This is a genomic window from Vibrio ulleungensis (assembly GCF_016900875.1).
GTDB classification, from domain to species: Bacteria; Pseudomonadota; Gammaproteobacteria; order Enterobacterales; family Vibrionaceae; genus Vibrio; species Vibrio ulleungensis.
Genome location: NZ_JAFEUM010000007.1, coordinates 129,708 through 150,101 on the forward strand (window position 1 = coordinate 129,708; position 20,394 = coordinate 150,101).

The following is a 20,394-nucleotide window of genomic DNA, read 5'->3' on the forward strand; positions in this document are numbered from 1 at the left end:
TAATGAGCAAATAAATTGGCTGAGTAATAGGCAAGTTGAACAAAATATCACTGTATAGACCCCAAATGCCTCACTTCAGAAGTGAAAAGCTTGAATCTTAGAATCGCATTTTCTATAGTTCGAAAGCTGTGGCAACGGAGATTTGTCCAACCCTCTTAAGAGAATGAGTGATTCATTAATGAGTAATCAAGCGGTCGAAGTAGAAATTCTGGGGAAACTGACTCGGGTAGCCTGTCCTCCGGGACAAGAACAAGCCCTAATTAACGCCGCCAAGGAATTGGATCGTCGATTGAAATCGATGTCTGAAAAAACTCAAGTGTTAAACGCTGAAAAGCTCTTAACCATTGCTGCGCTAAACGCATGCTATGAATTACTCGAATCACAAAAAGTCAGCACGACAGAGCTGGACAGTATCGAAAACAAAATGGCACAATGGAGTCAGCAGCTGGATGCGGCTTTAAACAATGTGACACGGAAAGAGTCAAACGAATAAATTTCCCTGGGGTGTTCGTCAGTTGGATGCAAGTCCCTGAGCCGATAAGCAATACCTAAGGGTTAGTATTTAGTAGCTATTGAGCAAGCTTGGCTAGTACCGAGAAGCCTACGGTTATTATTGCTGATCCGCCTTGAACCAGCTGGTTCAAGGGCCACACATCCGCAACGGCACTCTGGGGTTCCCTTTCATGATTAATCACTCGTCAACGCCTTTACATACAGGCATGACTCGAACAGAGTTCAGACAAGTCATTCGAGCTCGGCGTAATCAACTGTCCGAGCAACAGCAGCAAGATGATGCACACCAATTACTCGACACCTTACTGAAGGTCGATGAATGGGTAAACGCGTCGACCATCGCCCTTTATCTTAGCTTTGATGGAGAGATCAACACCCAAAACTTGATTCAGTGGTGTTGGGATCACGGCAAGCGGGTGTGCGTTCCGGTGCTGCATCCATTTTCTACGGGACAGTTGTTGTTTTTGGAGTACACGCCATCAACACCAATGCGCATAAACCAATACAACATTGCTGAGCCAGCACTCAATCAGTTATCCATCGTACCTGTTGCAACCATTGACCTTATTGCAACGCCACTGGTTGGCTTCGATAACAATGGACACCGCATCGGCATGGGCGGTGGCTATTATGACCGTACGTTAGCGCCGTTTCTACACACGACTACTGGCCCAATGGCACTCGGGCTTGCTCATCATTGTCAACACGTAGAAAAGCTGCCTACAGAGTCTTGGGACGTTCCATTACCTTGTATTGTGACTCCCAGCAAAATTTGGCGTTGGTAATCACGCATAGGCTGCTATAATCTTGCCGCAACAAGCTACACACCATTATTGACGCTACTGGAGATAAGCATGACTCAAGACGAAATGAAAAAAGAAGCTGGCTGGGCCGCTCTAAAATACGTAGAGCCAAACAGCATTGTTGGGGTTGGTACCGGTTCAACGGTAAATCATTTCATTGATGCTCTTGGTAGCATAAAAGAAGAAATTAAAGGCGCTGTATCGAGCTCAGAAGCTTCTACTAAGCGTTTAGAAGAACTTGAAATTCCTGTATTTGATTGTAACGAAGTCGGTGGACTGGACGTCTATGTCGACGGCGCAGACGAGATCAATGCAGATAAAGAGATGATCAAAGGTGGTGGCGCAGCCCTCACTCGCGAAAAAATTGTTGCGGCAATTGCTGACAAATTCATTTGTATTGTTGACGACACAAAAGCGGTAGACGTTTTAGGACAATTCCCACTCCCAGTCGAAGTGATTCCAATGGCGCGCTCTTTTGTTGGTCGCGAATTAGTAAAACTGGGCGGCGATCCTGCTTATCGTGAAGGCGTAGTTACCGATAACGGCAACATCATTATCGATGTATATGGCCTTTCGATCACCAACCCTAAAGATCTAGAAGACAAAATTAATGCTCTTCCAGGCGTAGTAACTGTAGGTTTGTTTGCACATCGCGGCGCCGATGTAGTTATCACAGGTACCCCACAAGGTGCTAAGATCGAAGAGTAATTCGATTAAAAACTGTATTTGACTTTCAAACGGCGCTAATTGCGCCGTTTTTTGTAGTTTGAAAACAGAAAAAGCGTGTTTTTTTCGTAATTTTCTTACCCATCACTTCATTTTTCTGATAATTTATTGGTCACAATAAATACAATAAAAACGATTGCGCGATAGCGCATAGCAAATACACATTGCCTGCAACAGGTATTCAGCAAGGTTTAAGGATGACAAGCCATGAGCAAAGTTTCACTGCCCAAAGAAAAGATTAAAATACTGCTTTTAGAAGGTGTTCACCCTTCATCTGTAGAAGTACTAGAGGCCGCAGGTTATTCAAACATTGAATACCATAAAGGCTCACTTGCTGAGGAAGAACTGCTAGAAGCAGTAAAAGACGTTCATTTTATTGGTATTCGCTCGCGCACTAACCTCACCGAAGAAGTGTTTGCAGCAGCCAATAAACTGGTTGCTGTTGGGTGTTTTTGTATTGGAACCAACCAGGTAAACCTAGCCTCAGCAGCTAAACGCGGTATTCCAGTCTTTAACGCACCTTTCTCTAACACTCGTAGTGTTGCTGAGTTGGTATTGGGTCAAACGCTGCTGCTATTGCGCGGCGTCCCAGAAAAAAATGCCCTTGCACATCGCGGAGTGTGGAAGAAAAGCGCAGATCACTCTTACGAAGCGCGTGGTAAGCGTCTTGGTATTATTGGTTATGGACACATTGGTACCCAGCTGAGTATTTTAGCTGAGAACCTAGGTATGCGTGTCTACTTCTATGACATCGAAAATAAACTTACCCTTGGTAACGCCACTCAAGTTGCCACTATGGCCGAGCTACTTAACAAGTGTGACGTTATCTCATTGCACGTTCCTGAGACCAAAGAAACTAAGGACATGATGGGCGCCGAGCAGTTTGCTCTAATGAAGCCTGGTGCAATCTTTATCAATGCGGCTCGTGGCACCGTTGTCGATATTCCTGCACTATGTGATGCACTGCAAAGTGGACATATTGCTGGTGCTGCTGTTGACGTGTTCCCTGTTGAGCCTGCGACCAACTCAGACCCATTTGAATCTCCGTTGATGCAATACGACAATGTGATCTTAACTCCTCACGTTGGCGGTTCGACTCAAGAAGCTCAAGAAAATATTGGCGTTGAAGTTGCGGGTAAGCTAGCAAAATACTCAGACAATGGTTCTACACTATCGAGTGTGAACTTCCCAGAAGTATCACTCCCTCAGCATAGCGATTGTTCGCGTCTATTGCACATTCACGAGAACCGTCCTGGTATCCTTACGCAAATTAACACCATCTTTGCAACCGAAGGTATTAACATCGCGGGTCAGCATCTGCAAACAAGCAGTGACATTGGTTATGTAGTGATTGATGTCGAGACTTCGCGTTCTGAAGAAGCGTTGGCGAAACTTAAGCAAATTGAAGGAACAATTCGAGCTCGAATTCTTCACTAATTCTGCTGTTCGATCCGACACTAATTGTACAAAAGCCACTTCTATCAGAAGTGGCTTTTTTTGTAGCGATTTAATGACATTAGTTCAGCTGATAGATTACCTGTACATCGTCACTAATGCTTATTGTGGCATCGGTATAATCTTTGGTGTTGCGTGCTGAATCGAGAGCGACATGCTCGCTAACACTGGCTCTAATTGGGCCTCGGTGCTGGTAATTGACCTGCCAGACATCCCCAAGTTCACGCTCAAAGCCTGCAGCAAGTGACGCGGCCTTTTGATTGGCATCTCTAATGGCCGCCATTCGAGCAAGCTCTCGGTAACTCTGCTCTTCAGACACCATTAGTTTCACATAATCAATACTGTTGATCCCCTCCCCTAACGCATCGCTTAGTAAGGCATCCAGTTTACTCAAGTCTTTGACCGTAACTTTTACTGTGCGAGTTGCGCGATAACCAATGGTTTCGGTTTTGCCGCTTTCAGTTCGATGATACTCAGGACGTAAACTGATATTGGCGCTATCGATGTGATCCGACGATATGCCTTGGTTTACAATGCGCTGAGTAAAATCAGCCACAACCTTATCCACCACCTGTTTCGCCTTCTGCGCATCCACATTGCTTTCGACTACCTTTACCGAAATCTCTGCGTGATCGGGTTTGGCATTCACTTCACCATAACCTGTGACAACGACGTGTGGAAAATCAACATCTGCTGCCAAAGCACTTCCCGCCCATAGCGCCGCAATAACCCACCAAACTTTCAACATACTGATTCCTTTATTTAGATTCACGCTGTATCGCCTTTATCAACGAGCGCTTAATTAGCAAAGCTTACTACTATATTGACCACTCAAACTCCGATTAGTGCCGAAGCCATTCTAATTATGCCCAAAAAGCAAAAACGCACCTATTGAGGTGCGTTTCATATTTCTTAAGCAATCTATTGAAAATTACTCTGGCTTGTTCAAGTGAACATCCATTTGCGGGAATGGAATTTCAATTCCTTCGCCGTCTAAACCTTCTTTAATTGCCTGCAAGGTATCAAAGTAAACATTCCAGTAATCCTCGGTGCGAACCCAAGGGCGTACCACGAAGTTAACCGACGAATCAGCAAGCGCCACAACACCAATTTGGATTCCAGGCTCTTTAAGAATACGCTCGTCCGCCTCAAGAATTTTGTGGATCACTTCTTTGGTCTTTTTAAGATCGGCCGAGTATGAAACACCGATGACGTGATCGATCCGTCGAGTATCATGTCGAGAGTAGTTAGTAATTGCTCCGCCAATGACTGCCGCATTAGGTACAACAACCATCTTGTTATCAGGCGACTTAAGTACTGTTTGGAAGATTTGAATCGCTTCTACTGAACCAGCAACACCACCGACTTCGACGTAATCACCAGACTTAAACGGTCTAAAGCCAACAATTAATACACCCGCAGCAAAGTTAGACAATGAACCTTGCAGAGCAAGACCAACCGCTAAACCTGCAGCACCAATTACAGCAACCACTGACGCGGTTTGCACTCCGATGCGACCAAGCGCTGCGATGAGGAAAATAACAAACAGTAGGTAACGAACCATCGCTGATAAAAATTCAACAACGGCTGGATCCAGTTTACGTTTAGTCAGTAGCTTACCAATGCTACGGCCTACGCCTTTAGCAACAAGATTACCAATGAGAAGAATAAGAATGGCGGTAATGATGTTGACGCCATAGCCAATCAATAAATCAGAGTTATCAGTTACCCAGGTAGTGGCATCGGCGACAGTATCGACAACATCCATTGGGGTAACCGGCTCTACGGGTTCTGGTACAACGGTTTCTTCAGACATGATTCTTCCCTAAACAATATTTGGTATAAACGTTTTACATGGCCTGCTAGACAGTTAATGACAAATACAAAAGATGTGAACTCAACAGACCAGTAGCTATAACTACAGCGCAAACAACTATATACAAATTGAAAACAAAGCGTAAGCGTACAAATAAAAAAAAACCTGCCAATTGGCAGGTTTTTCATAAATTAGACTTTCGTATTAAAGAACGTCTACAGCGTTTAGGTCAGCAAATGCTTTCTCTAGACGAGCAACCATTGACGCTTGACCAGCACGTAGCCATACGCGTGGATCGTAGTATTTCTTGTTTGGTGCAGCGTCGCCAGTTGGGTTACCGATTTGGCCTTGTAGGAAATCGAAGTTCTCAGCAGAGTACTTACGGATACCGTCCCAAGTTGCCCACTGTGTATCAGTATCGATGTTCATTTTGATAACACCGTAGCCGATAGACTCTTGGATTTCTTCTTCAGAAGAACCCGAACCACCGTGGAATACGAAGTTTAGAGCGTTAGGTGCAATACCGAACTTCTCTGCACAGTATGCTTGAGAGTCGCGTAGGATAGTTGGAGTAAGAACAACGTTACCCGCTTGGTAAACACCGTGTACGTTGCCGAAAGAAGCAGCGATTGTGAAACGTGGGCTAACAGCCATTAGTTTCTCGTAAGCGTATGCTACGTCTTCAGGAGAAGTGTAAAGCTCAGATGCGTCCATATCAGAGTTATCTACGCCGTCTTCTTCACCACCAGTACAACCAAGTTCGATTTCGATGGTCATGTTCATTTTAGCCATGCGCTCTAGGTACTTAGCACAAGTTTCGATGTTCTCTTCTAGAGACTCTTCAGAAAGGTCTAGCATGTGAGAAGAGAATAGAGGCTTACCAGTTTGAGCGAAGAACTCTTCACCCGCGTCTAGTAGTCCATCGATCCAAGGAAGAAGTTTCTTAGCTGCGTGGTCAGTGTGTAGGATTACTGGAACACCGTAAGCTTCAGCTACAGCGTGAACGTACTTAGCACCCGCTACAGCACCAAGGATTTGTGCACCTTGACCTTCTAGTTTAACGCCTTTACCTGCAAAGAACGCTGCGCCGCCGTTAGAGAACTGAACAACAACTGGAGATTTAACTTTAGCTGCTGCTTCAAGTACTGCGTTTACAGAGTCAGTACCTACAACGTTTACTGCTGGAAGTGCGAACTTGTTCTCTTTTGCTACTTCAAATACTTTCTGTACGTCGTCACCAGAGATTACACCTGGTTTTACGAAATCAAAGATCTTAGACATGGAAGTCATCCTATTTCTGTCGTTAATTTAAAATAAAGCGGCTTGCTTAAAAGTTGCGCAAAGTCTAGCACAGGATAATCCCGAACTCACTATTACGCGGCAAACCTAAAATAACAAAAGGGCGAGAATTCCTTCTCGCCCTTAAAAAGTTAAGCTTTTGCGCGCTCTTCAAGCATCGCTACTGCAGGAAGTACCTTACCTTCAACAAACTCAAGGAAAGCTCCACCACCGGTAGAGATGTAAGAAACGTCAGCTTTGATACCGAACTTGTCGATAGCAGCTAGTGTGTCACCGCCACCTGCAACAGAGAAACCTGCAGAGTCAGCGATTGCTTTAGAAATACCTGCAGTACCCGCTTCGAAGTTTTTGAATTCGAATACACCAACTGGGCCATTCCAAAGGATAGTTTTTGCGTTAGCAATGATGTCCGCTAGTACCGCTGTTGAATCAGGGCCTAGGTCGAAAATCATGTCATCGTCTTGTACGTCAGCAACGTTTTTGATTTCTGCTTCTGCATTTTCATCAAACGCTTTTGCACAAGCTACGTCAGTGGCTACTGGGATAGAACACTCTTTCATTAGCTTCTGAGCAGTTTCAACAAGGTCAGCTTCGTAAAGAGACTTACCTACGTTGTGACCTTCAGCTGCAATAAAGGTGTTTGCGATACCGCCACCCACAACCAATTGGTCAGCAACTTTAGAAAGCGACTCAAGCACAGTAAGTTTAGTTGATACTTTTGAACCACCAACGATAGCAACAAGTGGGCGCTCTGGGTTATCCATTGCTTTGCCTAGAGCTTCAAGCTCGGCGGCAAGTAGAGGACCTGCACAAGCAACTGGAGAGTAAGTACCTACACCGTGTGTAGATGCTTGAGCACGGTGAGCCGTACCAAATGCGTCCATTACGAAGATGTCACATAGTGCTGCGTACTTCTTAGAAAGCTCTTCTTCGTTCTTCTTCTCGCCTTTGTTAAAGCGAACGTTTTCAAGAACGACCAATTCACCAGTGTTTAGCTCAAGACCGTCTAGGTAATCTTTAGCAAGTTTAACGTCGCAGTCTAGTGCATCGTTAAGGTAGTTAACTACAGGCTGTAGAGAGAACTCTTCTGCGTATTCACCTTCAGTTGGACGACCTAGGTGAGAAGTAACCATTACTTTTGCGCCAGCTTCTAGGCACGTTTTGATGGTTGGCAGAGACGCAAGGATACGTGCGTCAGAGGTCACTTTACCGTCTTTTACTGGTACGTTTAGGTCAGCGCGAATGAAAACGCGTTTGCCAGCCAGATCAAGGTCGGTCATTTTAATTACAGACATGTTTCTTCCTCTACATTAAAGTTTTTTAAAGCTGTAGCCCAGCAGTGTGCTGAGTCATTGAAACTGATTCTATATGCTTTGTATGGGGACGACTTATATTTATTTCAACCTGTGAAATATAACCCAAAAGCAAAAAGTTTTCCTGCTACTTTTCTGCATTGTCCATCGCAATTGCAGTGTCCAACATTCGGTTGGCAAAGCCCCACTCGTTGTCACACCAAACCAACATCTTTACCAGTGTTTCGTTACTGACTCGGGTTTGGGAACCGTCCACAATCGCGCTGTGCGGATCGTGATTAAAATCGATGGAGACGAGCGGCTTTTCAGTATAGTCAACAATAGACTGTAATGTAACCTGAGACGCCTCTAAAATGGTTTGATTTATGTCATTAACTTTCACTTTTGTAGCTAAGGTAACGCTTAAATCCATCGCAGTGACGTTAACAGTGGGTACACGAACCGAAATGGCCTCAAATTTGTTGGAAAATTTCGGAAATATTCTTTCGATGCCTTTGTGTAATTTTGTATCCACGGGAATGATCGATTGACTCGCACTGCGAGTTCTTCGAAGGTCAGGGTGGTAGGCATCGATCACTTGCTGATCATTCATTGATGCGTGGATCGTAGTGATCGTACCCGACTCAATACCAAAGGCATCATCAAGCAATTTTATCACTGGCACTATACAGTTAGTGGTGCATGATCCATTAGAGACCACGTTGTGATCCGCTCTCAATGTCGTATGGTTTACACCATAAATAATGGTGTTATCCAGATCGTTTGCGCCCGGGTGTGAAAAAAGTACTTTCTTCGCACCAGCCTGAATGTGCTTTTGCCCGTCTGCTTGCGAGCCAAACACACCAGTACAGTCTAAAACGATATCGACGTTTAGGTCGCGCCAGGGCAAAAGGTCGATATCAGCCAGGTGTAAAATGCGAATTTCATCTTGGCTGCCATCATGTGCCTTTATGTAAAGATGCTCTTGGGTGTTATCCACTTTATGGGAAAATCGACCGTGGCTTGAGTCATATTGAAGTAAATGAGCCATCGCATCGGGTTGCGCCAATTCGTTTACTGCCACCACTTGTATTTGGTGGTTTTTCCCACTTTCGTAAAGCGCTCTTAGTACGTTTCGACCAATGCGACCAAATCCATTTATGGCAACTCTTAACATCTTTCTACTCAATGACTCAAATTTTAGTGTGTACCTTAAACCAACCGCAGGGTGATGCAAAATAAAATAGCCATTTGCGGTAGTTTAGGCGTTAACTGCTCTCGAGTAAAAACTGCTCGAACTGCTCAACGGCAGAGCGACTGTGCTGAGTAAGAGAAGAAATGTAGTAGCTTTTTCCAGAACTGACCGTCGCCTCAAAAGGTTGTATTAATCGACCCAGCTCAATATCTCTACGAGCGAGCTCAACATCTCCCATTGCAACCCCGAAGCCGCCAATCGCAGCGTTCACCGCTTGGTCTAAAGTAGCAAAATGTTGATTGGCTTGACTGAGCACGCTGTTTCCAAGGGTTTTCGCCAACCACAACTTCCAGTCCTTATGCTCAGCGCTTGGGTGCAACCAAGTTAATCCAGTAAGTTGCTCAACGTCCGGCTGACCACCTTGCCACATTGCAGGAGATACCACGGGTGACAGCTTTTCTGCAAACAGCAATCGGGAGTAGTATGGCGGCAATTGTTCATGTTCACTGTAACGAACCCACAAATCAAAGTGATTAAGATCAGCCACACTGGTGTGTTTAGTAGTAGCGGTTAACTCCACTTCGTGATCAGGAAAACGCTGTTGAAAGCCGGCTATTTTCTGTAAAAGCCAGCTACTGATGCAGCTTGGCGCACAAATTCGCACCGTATTTTGAGTGTTTGATAATGCACTTTTGGCTAATTGTAGTTCGATGATCGCTCTTTGTGCGTACTGTAAAAACACGTAACCCGATGGTGTCAATTTAAGCCTGCGGGTAAGCCGCTCAAATAAGCTCACTCCCATCTGCTCTTCTAAAGATAATATCTGCCGACTAATAGCGCCTTGCGTCATATTAAGTTGCTCTGCCGCATGAGTGAAGTTAAGCAGCTCTGCTACGACGACAAACACCTGTAAGCTTTTTGTTGAGGGGAGACGTTCCAAATCATTATCCATTAAAAAAAGTCATGGATAGAATGCCATTTTTTCTATGGTCACAAAAGCAACATCACCATAAATTATGCATCAGATAACAAATTAATCTCATCTTAACGTACTATTTGTGAGTAATAATGCACAGCGACTCTAGCCAAACTCCAAGAAACCCGGCTTCACTAGCGCCTAAGGCAATACAAAAGTTAATACCATACCAATCTGCAAGGCGAATTGGTGGAGAAGGTAATGTATGGCTAAATGCCAATGAACTAGAACACGCCATCGATTTTGGTCAACAGAGCGAAGAAAACCGCTACCCCGACTTTTTGCCACAGACATTGGCCAGTGCCTATCAGCAGTACGCTCAAACCACACACCCCGTTGTTGCAGTAAGGGGCGCTGATGAGGCGATCGATCTGATCATTCGTAGCTTTTGTCAGCCGCAAAAAGACAGCATTGTCATTAGCTCGCCTACTTATGCGATGTATCAGTTTTGTGCCGATGCCTTTTATATTGACTGTATTGACGTTCCATTAACTGAGCAATTCTCCCTCAATACTGAAGCCTTGGCGCAACAGGCAGCAACAAGCAAAGTCATTTTTGTCTGCAACCCCAACAACCCAACGGGCAATGCACATTCCATAGAGTCCATTGAACAGTTACTCAAACAAGTCGATGGCCAAGCGTTAGTCGTCGTCGATGAAGCTTACATAGAGTTTAGTGAAAGCTCTTCCGCTGTTGGATTAATAGCTGACTACCCGAATTTAGTGGTAATACGCACACTGTCAAAAGCATTTTCTCTAGCGGCAACCCGCCTTGGGTTTATCATCGCATCACCTCAAGTCATGAGCATAATCGAGCGCCTTATTGCCCCGTACCCAATTCCAGACTGCGCAGCAACTATCGGCTTAGCTGCACTTTCGGATGCGGGCATTCAAAAAATGCTCGACGCGACAAAGGCGCTACTCGTTACCAAGCAACGCTTTATCGAATCCATTAAGCAGTTGGAGGTTATCGACAAGATTGTCGATTCGCACACCAACTTCGTTTTACTTCACTCCCGCTCGCCCCTTTCGCTGTTTGAGTTTCTAAAACAGCACGGCGTTGTGACCCGTAATCAAGATCACGAGCCCGCTTTACGCGATCATGTCAGGATCACCATAGGTAGTGACACCTCAATGCAATTGGTTGAAACACTGATTGCTCAATATAATCAACACTACTTACAACAAGGACGAGTTGAACAATGAATAAGTATCTCTCAGTCATAATTGCAGCCGCAACCCTACTCTCTACCTCTGTAATAGCGAAAGAAGTAAGGCTGGCGTCAGACTTTACTTACCCACCATTTAACTACAAAGATAGCAGTGGCAAACCTGTAGGGTTTGACATTGAAATCGCAGATGCATTGTGCGAAGAAGCTCAACTTGAGTGTGTATGGGTATCACAAGGTTGGGATGCGCTGATTCCAAGCTTACTGTCTCGCAAATCTGATGTGATCATGGCATCGATGCGCATAACAGAAGATCGTAAGAAAAAGGTACTGTTTACCAACAAATACTATCAAACACCTGCACGTTTTGTTGCCGCTAATGACGTCTCAGATGGCATTTCCATCGATGCTCTAAAAGACAAAGTCATTGGTGTTCAAGGTGGAACAATTCACGACCGTTACGTGACCGATAAGTTTGGTGACGTCGCCGAAATTAAACGATACAGCGGACAAGACGAAGTATACATCGACATGCAAAATGGCCGTTTAGACTACACCTTTGGTAACGCCGACCAGCTTCTATTAGCGTTCTTGGAGAAAGACCAAGGCAAAGGGTTTGAGTTTAAAGGCGAAGCCGTTACCGACAAAGAATACATTGGTGAAGGAACGGCACTGGCGCTACGTCAGCAAGATAAGCAACTGGCAGAGAAGTTTAATCAGGCGATAATTGCCATTCGTGCCAATGGTACTTACGACAAGATTGCCAGTAAATACTTCACCTTCGACATATACGGTGACTAGAACAAGATAAAATAACAACGTCATGAAGCTACAAAGCGGGCAGAATTTGCTCGCTTTTTTTGTGTTTAAGACATTCACAACAGATAGCTAAACTCTTAACTTTCCTCAATGCCTCATAGTTGCACAAGCCTTCACTATACTCACTTCACATTTTTGAACATCTCTCCCACTTATAACCTTACATAAATCATTGACATAGATTGGATTTCTAATAGCCACTCATTTTGTGTGAACTTACCGTCTAGTAAATAAGTATGTAACGCACCTATAATGAACTAGATACAATTGATTACATATTGACACAATTATTTACAGGGTTGTGTTGAGCTAACAATTGTACTTTTCATTTAACACGGAACGCTGATATGAAAAAAAACCAAATAGCCATCGCGCTTGGTCTCAGTGGTTCGCTTGTACTTTCAGGGTGTGGAGACTCCGGTGGAGCCTCCGGCGATACATCGACTCAAACTAGTACATATAGCGTAACCGCAATTGACGGCTATCTGCGAAATGCTGAGGTTTGGCTAGACCTCAATAAAAATAGTATAAAAGACCCAGACGAACCCAGTGCTACGTCTGGCGCGGGCGGTGTGGCAGAGTTGGACGTTTCTAATGTAACTAACCCACAAAACTACCCGGTCATTGTTCGCGCAATTGCAGGACAAACAGAGGATGAAGACCAAGGACTTGTGACTTCAGATTATGTTATGTCCGCCCCACCTGGCGAAGACAAAGTAACGCCACTTTCTACTTTAGTAAATGTACTCCTTGAGCAATCACTCGATGGCTCTGAAACTCCTTCTGAGATAGAACAGAAAAAGCAACAAGCGCTATCAAGTGTTGCTCAACAATTAGGTATCGATAGTGATGATGTGTTAGGAGACTTCATTGCAGATAACCAAGCGGCAGCAGCGTATGCTGCAGAGAACTTGGTGCTATCACAAGCCCTTCCAGAGGACTCCTCAGAGTTAGCTGCAATTCTAGAAGAAGACAGTGACAGTTCGCCGTTTGTAAAAATTGTTCAAGTCGTCAACGCTGAAATCAACAAAAAAATCGACCAAGTTGAATCCAGCAACGGAAGTATGGATTACGATTCTGTGGGTGATGCACTCGACACTCCTGTTGGAGCGACAGACACTGATAATGATGGTGTGCCAGATGAGCTCGATAAATTCCCCAACAACCCTGCAGAGTATGCCGACTTTGACGGCGATGATACAGGAGACGATGCCGATCTCGATGACGACAACGACGGTGTCAATGATGACGTTGACCAATTCCCTTATCAAGACGACAAGGCGGGTGACTTTGATAACGATGGCATCGACCTCTTAGACGATCAATACCCAAATGATACTGATAACGATGGTTATGAAAATAACGTTGATGCATTCCCTCTAGATCCAACCGAGCACAGTGATAGCGATGGTGACGGTACAGGTGATGTGGCCGATCTTGATGACGATAATGACGGCGTAAATGATGATATCGACCTCTACCCTAACAATGACCAACTTGCGGGTGATTTTGATAGTGATGGTATCGACTTCTTAGACGACCAATACCCTAATGATACTGACAATGATGGCCATCAAAATGACGTTGATGCTTTCCCTAATGATCCAACAGAGCATGCCGACGCCGATAACGACGGTACAGGTGATGTTGCCGACCTCGATGACGACAATGATGGCGTTAACGATGTAGATGATCTCTTCCCTAACGACGATACCTTAGCGGGTGACTTTGATAACGATGGGATCGACTACCTAAATGACCTGTATCCAAATGATACTGACAATGACGGTTATGAAAATGACGTTGATGCTTTCCCTAACGATCCAACAGAGCATGCGGATAGTGACAACGATGGTATCGGCGACAATGCTGACGAAACACCAAATGGCGAAGCGGGCACCGGGGTATGGGATGACTCAACCTGGGATAGCGGTGCAACGTTCCAATAAATGATTTAAGGAAGAAACTATGAAAAAGCAAATTCTTATTGCTGCCATCAGTGCAGGATTGGCACTACCAGCGTTAGCAGTACCCAATACTTTTACTGCCGGTGACGCTATAGTAGCGGCCGAAATGAACGAAAACTTCACAGCATTGGAAAATCGTATTGCAGTACTTGAAGCACGATTAGGTATTAATGCCACGTTCAGTGAAATGATTGGTGGCAATACCTATTCTGGTCAATTTATCTACTTCGGTTACTTCGGTGACGACGATTTTGATACCGGCAGCATGGTGAATAATTCTGGAGACGGGTTCACTTCTCCATATGCTGTCCGCTTTTTGAAGGGTGGCGGGCAAGTGACCATGACATTCGAAAGCGACGGTACAATTACCAACGATATGGGACAAGAGTCTGAGAGTGAAGGCCTGCTTGTTGGGGCATGTACAGACTATCAAGCTGAAACCTGTCCTAGCTATAGTAATGACATGCAAACCTACTCAGATAGCTGGAATGAAGCAGCACCAAGCAGTACCTGGTCTGTCGATGACTCAACCGGCATCGTCACTATTGTGTTTGACGGTGATCCAGATGATACCGAGCAATTTAAAGTTTCAGGTGACGGTAGCGTGATATACAGTCTTTCGTACTTCAATGAAAACGATGGTATGCGCGAAGTTGAAAACAGTGTGGTGATATTGACTCGTGATTAAGTCAGAGTAAAGTGCACGATAGCTCACTTTACTGCACAACCGAAAAGGTGCTGGGATAAACTCCAGCACCTTTCTTATTTTATGTCACTAAGATAGATTCTAATTGGCCTTATTTCTCTGCTGCAATAACAGAAATTTCCACCAACAACTCTTCTCGAGCCATATCCGCCGTAACACAAGCACGAGCTGGAGCATGACCTTCTGGAACCCACGCATCCCATACCGCATTCATGGCTTGAAAATCGTCCATAGTTTTAATGTAAATCGTGGCTGAGAGCATATGGTTTCGATCGCTTCCTGCTTGAATCAGCAGTGCGTCTACTTTATCGAGCATGGTTTGGGTTTGCTCAGTAACGTCTTTGGTCGCATCGGCGCACACTTGGCCACACAGGTAAATGGTGCCGTTATGTTTAACAATACGACTCATACGAGCCTTAGTTTCTTGGCGTTCAATCATTTTGTTTATTCCTAAAAAAGCCGGGCTATATGCCCGGCTAACGATTTATCTTAATAAGAACTACGCAAGTAGATCGTTTGCTGTGTTAACAACGTTTTCAACGGTAAAGCCAAACATTTCGAATAGCTGACCTGCTGGTGCAGATTCGCCAAATGTTGTCATACCGATAATGCGGCCGTCAAAACCAACGTACTTATACCAGTAATCTGCAATGCCCGCTTCAATGGCAATACGCGCAGTCACGTCAGACGGAAGTACTGACTCACGGTATGCTGCGTCTTGCTTGTCAAATGCATCTGTTGATGGCATTGAAACAACACGTACTTGCTTACCTTCGGCAGTAAGCTTGTCTGCTGCATTAACCGCTAGTTCAACTTCTGAACCTGTTGCAATCAAGATTAGCTCTGGCTTAGCTGCGCAATCTTTAAGGATGTAAGCACCTTTTGCAATGTCGGCAACTTGCGCCGCATCGCGATCTTGTTGAGCAAGGTTTTGGCGAGAGAAAATAAGAGCGGTAGGACCGTCTTTACGCTCGATAGCCAGTTTCCATGCTACTGCAGATTCTACTTGGTCACATGGACGCCATGTGCTCATGTTTGGTGTTACGCGAAGTGATGCCATTTGCTCAACCGGTTGGTGAGTTGGACCATCTTCACCAAGACCGATAGAGTCGTGCGTGTAGACTTGGATGTTTTGAATCTTCATCAAAGCAGCCATGCGCATTGCGTTACGTGCGTATTCCATAAACATAAGGAATGTTGCACCGTAAGGTACGTAACCGCCGTGCAGTGCAAGGCCGTTCATGATAGCCGTCATACCGAACTCACGCACACCGTAGTGGATGTAGTTGCCCGATGCATCATCAGCACTCAGTGATTTAGAACCAGACCACATAGTGAGGTTTGAAGGTGCCAAGTCAGCAGAGCCGCCCATGAATTCAGGTAGCATTTGACCGAAAGCTTCAAGCGCATTTTGTGATGCTTTACGAGACGCGATGTTCGCTGGGTTTGCTTGAAGATCAGCAATAATTTGAGCCGTTTTTTCTTCCCACTGAGCAGGAAGCTCACCACTCATGCGACGTTTGTATTCAGATGCAAGCTCTGGGTAAGCAGCAGCATACGCAGCAAACTTCTCATCCCATGCAGCTTCTTTAGCTTTACCAGACTCTTTTGCATCCCACTCGCCGTATACGTCAGCTGGGATTTCAAATGGACCGTGTTCCCAACCAAGGAACTCACGTGCCGCTTTAATTTCGTCTTGGCCAAGTGGTGCACCGTGACAGTCGTGTGAACCGGCTTTATTAGGAGAACCAAAACCAATGATGGTCTTAGTACAGATAATCGTTGGACGTGGATCCGCTTTTGCAGCAACGATAGCGGCGTTAATAGCTTCAGGATCGTGACCGTCAACAGCAGGAATTACGTGCCAGCCGTACGCTTCAAAACGCTTAGGAGTGTCGTCAGAGAACCAACCTTCAACGTGACCGTCGATAGAGATGCCATTGTCATCCCAAAATGCAATCAGCTTGCCCAAACCAAGCGTACCTGCCAAAGAACACGCTTCGTGCGAAATACCTTCCATCAGACAGCCATCACCCATGAATGCATAAGTGTAGTGGTCAACGATGTCGTGGCCTTCTTTGTTAAATTGAGCCGCAAGAGACTTCTCTGCCAATGCCATACCAACAGCGTTGGTGATGCCTTGACCTAGTGGACCCGTAGTCGTTTCGATGCCTGGGGCGTAACCGTACTCTGGGTGACCTGGAGTTTTAGAGTGCAATTGACGGAAGTTTTTCAGATCGTCAATCGATAGCTCGTAACCAGAAAGGTGCAATAGAGAGTAAATAAGCATTGAGCCATGGCCGTTCGACAAAATAAATCGGTCGCGGTCAAACCACTCTGGGTTGGTTGGGTTGTGATTTAGATGATCACGCCAAAGGACTTCAGCGATATCAGCCATACCCATAGGTGCACCTGGGTGACCTGAGTTGGCTTGTTGTACTCCATCCATGCTTAGTGCGCGAATAGCGTTGGCTAATTCTTTACGAGACGACATGTCTGCTCCTGATTGCGTATGCGTTAATGACGGGAAGATGCAAGATTCAACTTGCACTCCACATCAAGGTGGTGAAATATTTGCCACATTGTCGCAAAGGGCAATTGGCTGTGCAATCGCTTTGCCCCTACAAACTGCACCAAATGAAGTTTTTTTTCTAAAAATCACCACTTTTGTTTGAATTGGGATGTGATCTACCGCAAACGTTTGGTTATCACATAGATCAAAAAATGACTTGTAATTCACACTTCGAAACATAGAATAGACGTCTAGATGTAGAAACAGCTACACACCTAATATGACATAGGCAGTTTTGTCTTTAAAACTGCCTATGACCAAATTTGTTTATTGGAGCAAACATGGCTAAGCACCTTTTTACTTCTGAGTCAGTATCAGAAGGTCATCCCGACAAAATTGCCGATCAGATTTCAGATGCGGTACTTGATGCGATCTTAGAACAAGATCCAAAAGCACGCGTTGCCTGTGAAACGTACGTTAAGACCGGCATGGTTATGGTGGGTGGTGAAGTCACCACTTCAGCATGGGTAGACATTGAAGAGCTTACTCGTGAAACCGTTCGTGAAATCGGCTACGTTCATTCAGACATGGGGTTTGACGCAGACTCTTGTGCAGTACTCAATACCATTGGTAAGCAATCGCCAGACATTAACCAAGGTGTTGATAAAGCCGATCCTAAAGATCAAGGCGCGGGTGACCAAGGTATTATGTTTGGTTACGCGACTAACGAAACTGAAGTATTGATGCCTGCGCCAATCACTTACTCTCACTTGCTGGTACAAAAGCAAGCAGAAGTTCGTAAAAACGGCACACTACCATGGTTGCGTCCGGATGCTAAATCTCAAGTTACCTTCCAATACGACCAAGGTAAAATTGTTGGTATCGATGCAGTTGTGCTGTCTACTCAACACTGTGACAGCATCTCGACTCCAGACTTGCGTGAAGCGGTAATGGAAGAGATCATCAAGCCGGTACTTCCTGCTGAATGGCTAAACAAAGAGACTAATTTCTTCATTAACCCAACTGGCCGCTTTGTAATCGGCGGACCTATGGGTGACTGTGGTCTTACTGGCCGTAAAATCATCGTCGATACTTACGGTGGTGCAGCTCGTCACGGTGGCGGTGCATTCTCTGGTAAAGATCCTTCAAAAGTTGACCGTTCTGCCGCATATGCAGCACGTTACGTTGCTAAAAACATTGTTGCTGCTGGCCTTGCAGACCGTTGTGAAATTCAACTTTCTTACGCTATCGGTGTTGCTGATCCAACGTCAATCATGGTTGAAACGTTCGGTACAGAAAAAGTGCCACACGACATCATCATTGAAGCGGTTCGTCAAAACTTCGATCTACGCCCATACGGCCTACAAGAGATGCTAAATCTTCTTCAACCTATTTATAAGAAGACAGCAGCTTACGGTCACTTTGGTCGCGAAGAGTTCCCATGGGAAGCGACAGACAAAGCAGAAATCCTAAAAGGATTCGCAGGTCTTTAATAGCGCCAAATAATGACTTCCAACACCTCGCCAAGTGCGAGGTGTTTTTTTATCTGCACTAAACTATGTAGCTTCTGGGTTCATACGCTTCAACTGGCCAAATCTCTTTTCTACACACGACTTTGATTCTTTTGCGCACTATTCCCGTAAAAAATTTGTGTTTTCCTCATTTGGGTTCATAGTTAACATGATGTAATAATAATTTACATAATATTAACACCTATTTTTTATGGGGAATTTATGGTGGCCGATTGCTGTCGTCCACTGCTACGAGAATTAATCAGGAGGATTTATGCCTCGTACCGCAGAACCGAACGATTTTAAAAAATCGAAACCGGGTGAAGAGTACGCTCGTACTCTGCCTTGTAATAAAGTCGGGTATACCGAACCCTTTCATTGGCTCGCGCTAGGAATGAATGACCTAGTTCGCTCACCCATTATCAGTGCCTTTTACGGAATATGCTTTGCCGCAGCCGCTGTAGGTATTGTGTACTTAGTACACATCCAAGGAACGCACTTAGTCATTCTGCCAAGTTTGATTGTGTATATGTTAATTGGCCCATTTTTAGCGCTAGGGTTGTACGATGCCAGTTGGCAGCGAGAGAAAAACCGCAAACCAAGTCTTACTCATAGCATAAAAGCCATAACCAGAAACTCAACCTCACAATGGGGCTTCGCCGTGTTGTTGATGGTCGCAATGATATTTTGGATGCGAATCGCGGCGCTATTACACGCTCTATATCCGCCAGTTGAAGGCGCAGGATTAGCTGAGTTTGCACCTTTCCTCATTGTGGGATCGGTCGTTGGTTTTATATTGGCGACATTTATTTTTAGCATATCGGTATTTTCGATGCCGCTAATGCTAGAGCGCCGCGTAGACATGATGACCGCAATATTCACCAGCTTTAATGCCGTTAAGAATAACGCAGCAACCATGTTGGTGTGGACGGCGATTATTTGCGGTGGTGTACTCATTGGCTTCGCAACTTATGGCATTGGTATGATCATAACAATGCCAATATTAGGGTACGGTACTTGGCATGCGTACCACGCAGTGATACAGAAAAAATCCACACCGCCACCCTACTAATGCGCTTTTATAGTTCAACTCCTTTACGTTACACTACGGCCTCTTAATAAGAGGCCGTTTTTTTGAATTTACCATCGCCAGCGCAATCTCAACTAGAGCACATTGAGCACTGCATAAGCCAACAGATACAAAAGGCACAGCAGCACTTTCAACGTTCATTTGAACGACCGACATTCAGCTTTAAACTTCGAGGGCGTGCTGCGGGTAAAGCGTATTTGCATCTCAATCAACTGCGTCTAAACCCAGTGCTATTTGTGCAAAACGAGGCTGAGTTTTATAGCGATGTCATTCCCCATGAAATCGCACATTTACTGGTTTATTCGTTATATGGACGAGTCAGACCTCATGGGCCAGAATGGCAGCATATGATGCAAGAAGTCTTGGGAGTACCTGCACACACACGCCACCAGTTTGATGTGACTGATGTTATGGGTAAGACCTTTGCCTACCGCTGTGGTTGCGATACGCATCATTTAACCATTAGGCGACATAACAAAATAGTCCGTCAACAAACTCGCTATCGCTGCACCCGATGTGGCGATGAACTCCAGCACGTGAGTTAGT

The 20,394-nt window shown here is 45.0% G+C and carries 19 protein-coding genes and 1 other RNA gene; 12 read left to right on the forward strand and 8 right to left on the reverse strand.

Annotated features, from left to right (window positions below; genetic code table 11):
- Positions 1-178 precede the first annotated feature (178 nt).
- The 5 genes from JQC93_RS16050 (at position 179) to serA (ending at position 3,479) form a co-directional block, all read left to right on the forward strand.
- Positions 179-493, forward strand: a complete 315-nt coding sequence (locus JQC93_RS16050) for a cell division protein ZapA (RefSeq protein ID WP_084883904.1) — start codon at positions 179-181, stop codon at positions 491-493.
- Positions 494-679, forward strand: a non-coding RNA gene (ssrS, locus tag JQC93_RS16055) — 6S RNA.
- A 4-nt stretch (positions 680-683) separates the two neighbouring features.
- Positions 684-1,298 (forward strand): 5-formyltetrahydrofolate cyclo-ligase, encoded by a 615-nt coding sequence (locus JQC93_RS16060; protein WP_236009614.1) that lies wholly within the window; start codon positions 684-686, stop codon positions 1,296-1,298.
- Positions 1,299-1,367: 69 nt separating this feature from the next.
- Positions 1,368-2,024: a ribose-5-phosphate isomerase RpiA gene (rpiA, locus tag JQC93_RS16065; protein WP_205159415.1), complete on the forward strand. Its 657-nt coding sequence runs from the start codon at positions 1,368-1,370 to the stop codon at positions 2,022-2,024.
- A gap of 225 nt (positions 2,025-2,249) precedes the next feature.
- Positions 2,250-3,479 (forward strand): phosphoglycerate dehydrogenase, encoded by a 1,230-nt coding sequence (gene serA / locus JQC93_RS16070; protein WP_205159416.1) that lies wholly within the window; start codon positions 2,250-2,252, stop codon positions 3,477-3,479.
- A gap of 79 nt (positions 3,480-3,558) precedes the next feature.
- On the opposite strand, the gene JQC93_RS16075 is transcribed toward serA, so the two are convergent.
- From JQC93_RS16075 to JQC93_RS16100, 6 genes are all read right to left on the reverse strand, one after another.
- Positions 3,559-4,245, reverse strand: a complete 687-nt coding sequence (locus JQC93_RS16075) for an SIMPL domain-containing protein (protein WP_205159417.1) — start codon at positions 4,243-4,245, stop codon at positions 3,559-3,561.
- Positions 4,246-4,428: 183 nt separating this feature from the next.
- Positions 4,429-5,265 (reverse strand): small-conductance mechanosensitive channel MscS, encoded by an 837-nt coding sequence (mscS, locus tag JQC93_RS16080; protein WP_408068615.1) that lies wholly within the window; start codon positions 5,263-5,265, stop codon positions 4,429-4,431.
- Positions 5,266-5,517: 252 nt separating this feature from the next.
- On the reverse strand, positions 5,518-6,594 hold the full coding sequence (gene fbaA, locus JQC93_RS16085; RefSeq protein WP_205159419.1) for a class II fructose-bisphosphate aldolase: 1,077 nt from the start codon (positions 6,592-6,594) through the stop codon (positions 5,518-5,520).
- 149 nt (positions 6,595-6,743) lie between these two features.
- Positions 6,744-7,907 carry a phosphoglycerate kinase gene (locus JQC93_RS16090; protein ID WP_084883895.1) on the reverse strand — a complete coding sequence of 388 codons (1,164 nt, stop codon included), beginning with the start codon at positions 7,905-7,907 and terminating at the stop codon, positions 6,744-6,746.
- 145 nt (positions 7,908-8,052) lie between these two features.
- Complete coding sequence (gene epd, locus JQC93_RS16095; RefSeq protein WP_205159420.1) at positions 8,053-9,081, reverse strand: erythrose-4-phosphate dehydrogenase; 1,029 nt, start codon at positions 9,079-9,081, stop codon at positions 8,053-8,055.
- A gap of 91 nt (positions 9,082-9,172) precedes the next feature.
- Positions 9,173-10,039, reverse strand: a complete 867-nt coding sequence (locus JQC93_RS16100) for a LysR substrate-binding domain-containing protein (protein WP_205159421.1) — start codon at positions 10,037-10,039, stop codon at positions 9,173-9,175.
- A 128-nt stretch (positions 10,040-10,167) separates the two neighbouring features.
- Between JQC93_RS16100 and hisC the strand changes: the two genes are divergently transcribed.
- From hisC to JQC93_RS16120, 4 genes are all read left to right on the forward strand, one after another.
- Positions 10,168-11,280: a histidinol-phosphate transaminase gene (gene hisC, locus JQC93_RS16105; RefSeq protein WP_205159422.1), complete on the forward strand. Its 1,113-nt coding sequence runs from the start codon at positions 10,168-10,170 to the stop codon at positions 11,278-11,280.
- On the forward strand, positions 11,277-12,044 hold the full coding sequence (locus tag JQC93_RS16110; RefSeq protein ID WP_205159423.1) for a transporter substrate-binding domain-containing protein: 768 nt from the start codon (positions 11,277-11,279) through the stop codon (positions 12,042-12,044). The genes hisC and JQC93_RS16110 overlap by 4 nt, the downstream gene beginning before the upstream one ends.
- A 365-nt stretch (positions 12,045-12,409) precedes the next feature.
- Complete coding sequence (locus JQC93_RS16115; protein WP_205159424.1) at positions 12,410-14,011, forward strand: hypothetical protein; 1,602 nt, start codon at positions 12,410-12,412, stop codon at positions 14,009-14,011.
- Positions 14,012-14,030: 19 nt separating this feature from the next.
- Complete coding sequence (locus JQC93_RS16120; protein WP_205159425.1) at positions 14,031-14,717, forward strand: hypothetical protein; 687 nt, start codon at positions 14,031-14,033, stop codon at positions 14,715-14,717.
- 109 nt (positions 14,718-14,826) lie between these two features.
- On the opposite strand, the gene JQC93_RS16125 is transcribed toward JQC93_RS16120, so the two are convergent.
- Together JQC93_RS16125 and tkt are read right to left on the reverse strand one after the other, a co-directional pair.
- Positions 14,827-15,174: a RidA family protein gene (locus JQC93_RS16125; RefSeq protein ID WP_205159426.1), complete on the reverse strand. Its 348-nt coding sequence runs from the start codon at positions 15,172-15,174 to the stop codon at positions 14,827-14,829.
- 60 nt (positions 15,175-15,234) lie between these two features.
- On the reverse strand, positions 15,235-17,229 hold the full coding sequence (tkt, locus tag JQC93_RS16130) for a transketolase (RefSeq protein WP_205159427.1): 1,995 nt from the start codon (positions 17,227-17,229) through the stop codon (positions 15,235-15,237).
- A gap of 359 nt (positions 17,230-17,588) precedes the next feature.
- Between tkt and metK the strand changes: the two genes are divergently transcribed.
- From metK to JQC93_RS16145, 3 genes are all read left to right on the forward strand, one after another.
- Positions 17,589-18,740, forward strand: a complete 1,152-nt coding sequence (gene metK, locus JQC93_RS16135) for a methionine adenosyltransferase (RefSeq protein ID WP_084883885.1) — start codon at positions 17,589-17,591, stop codon at positions 18,738-18,740.
- Between the two features lie 292 nt (positions 18,741-19,032).
- Complete coding sequence (locus tag JQC93_RS16140; RefSeq protein WP_205159428.1) at positions 19,033-19,830, forward strand: DUF2189 domain-containing protein; 798 nt, start codon at positions 19,033-19,035, stop codon at positions 19,828-19,830.
- Between the two features lie 62 nt (positions 19,831-19,892).
- A complete protein-coding gene (locus JQC93_RS16145) occupies positions 19,893-20,393 on the forward strand; it encodes a SprT family zinc-dependent metalloprotease (protein WP_205159429.1) in 501 nt (166 codons plus the stop codon).
- The last annotated feature ends 1 nt before the right edge of the window (position 20,394 follow it).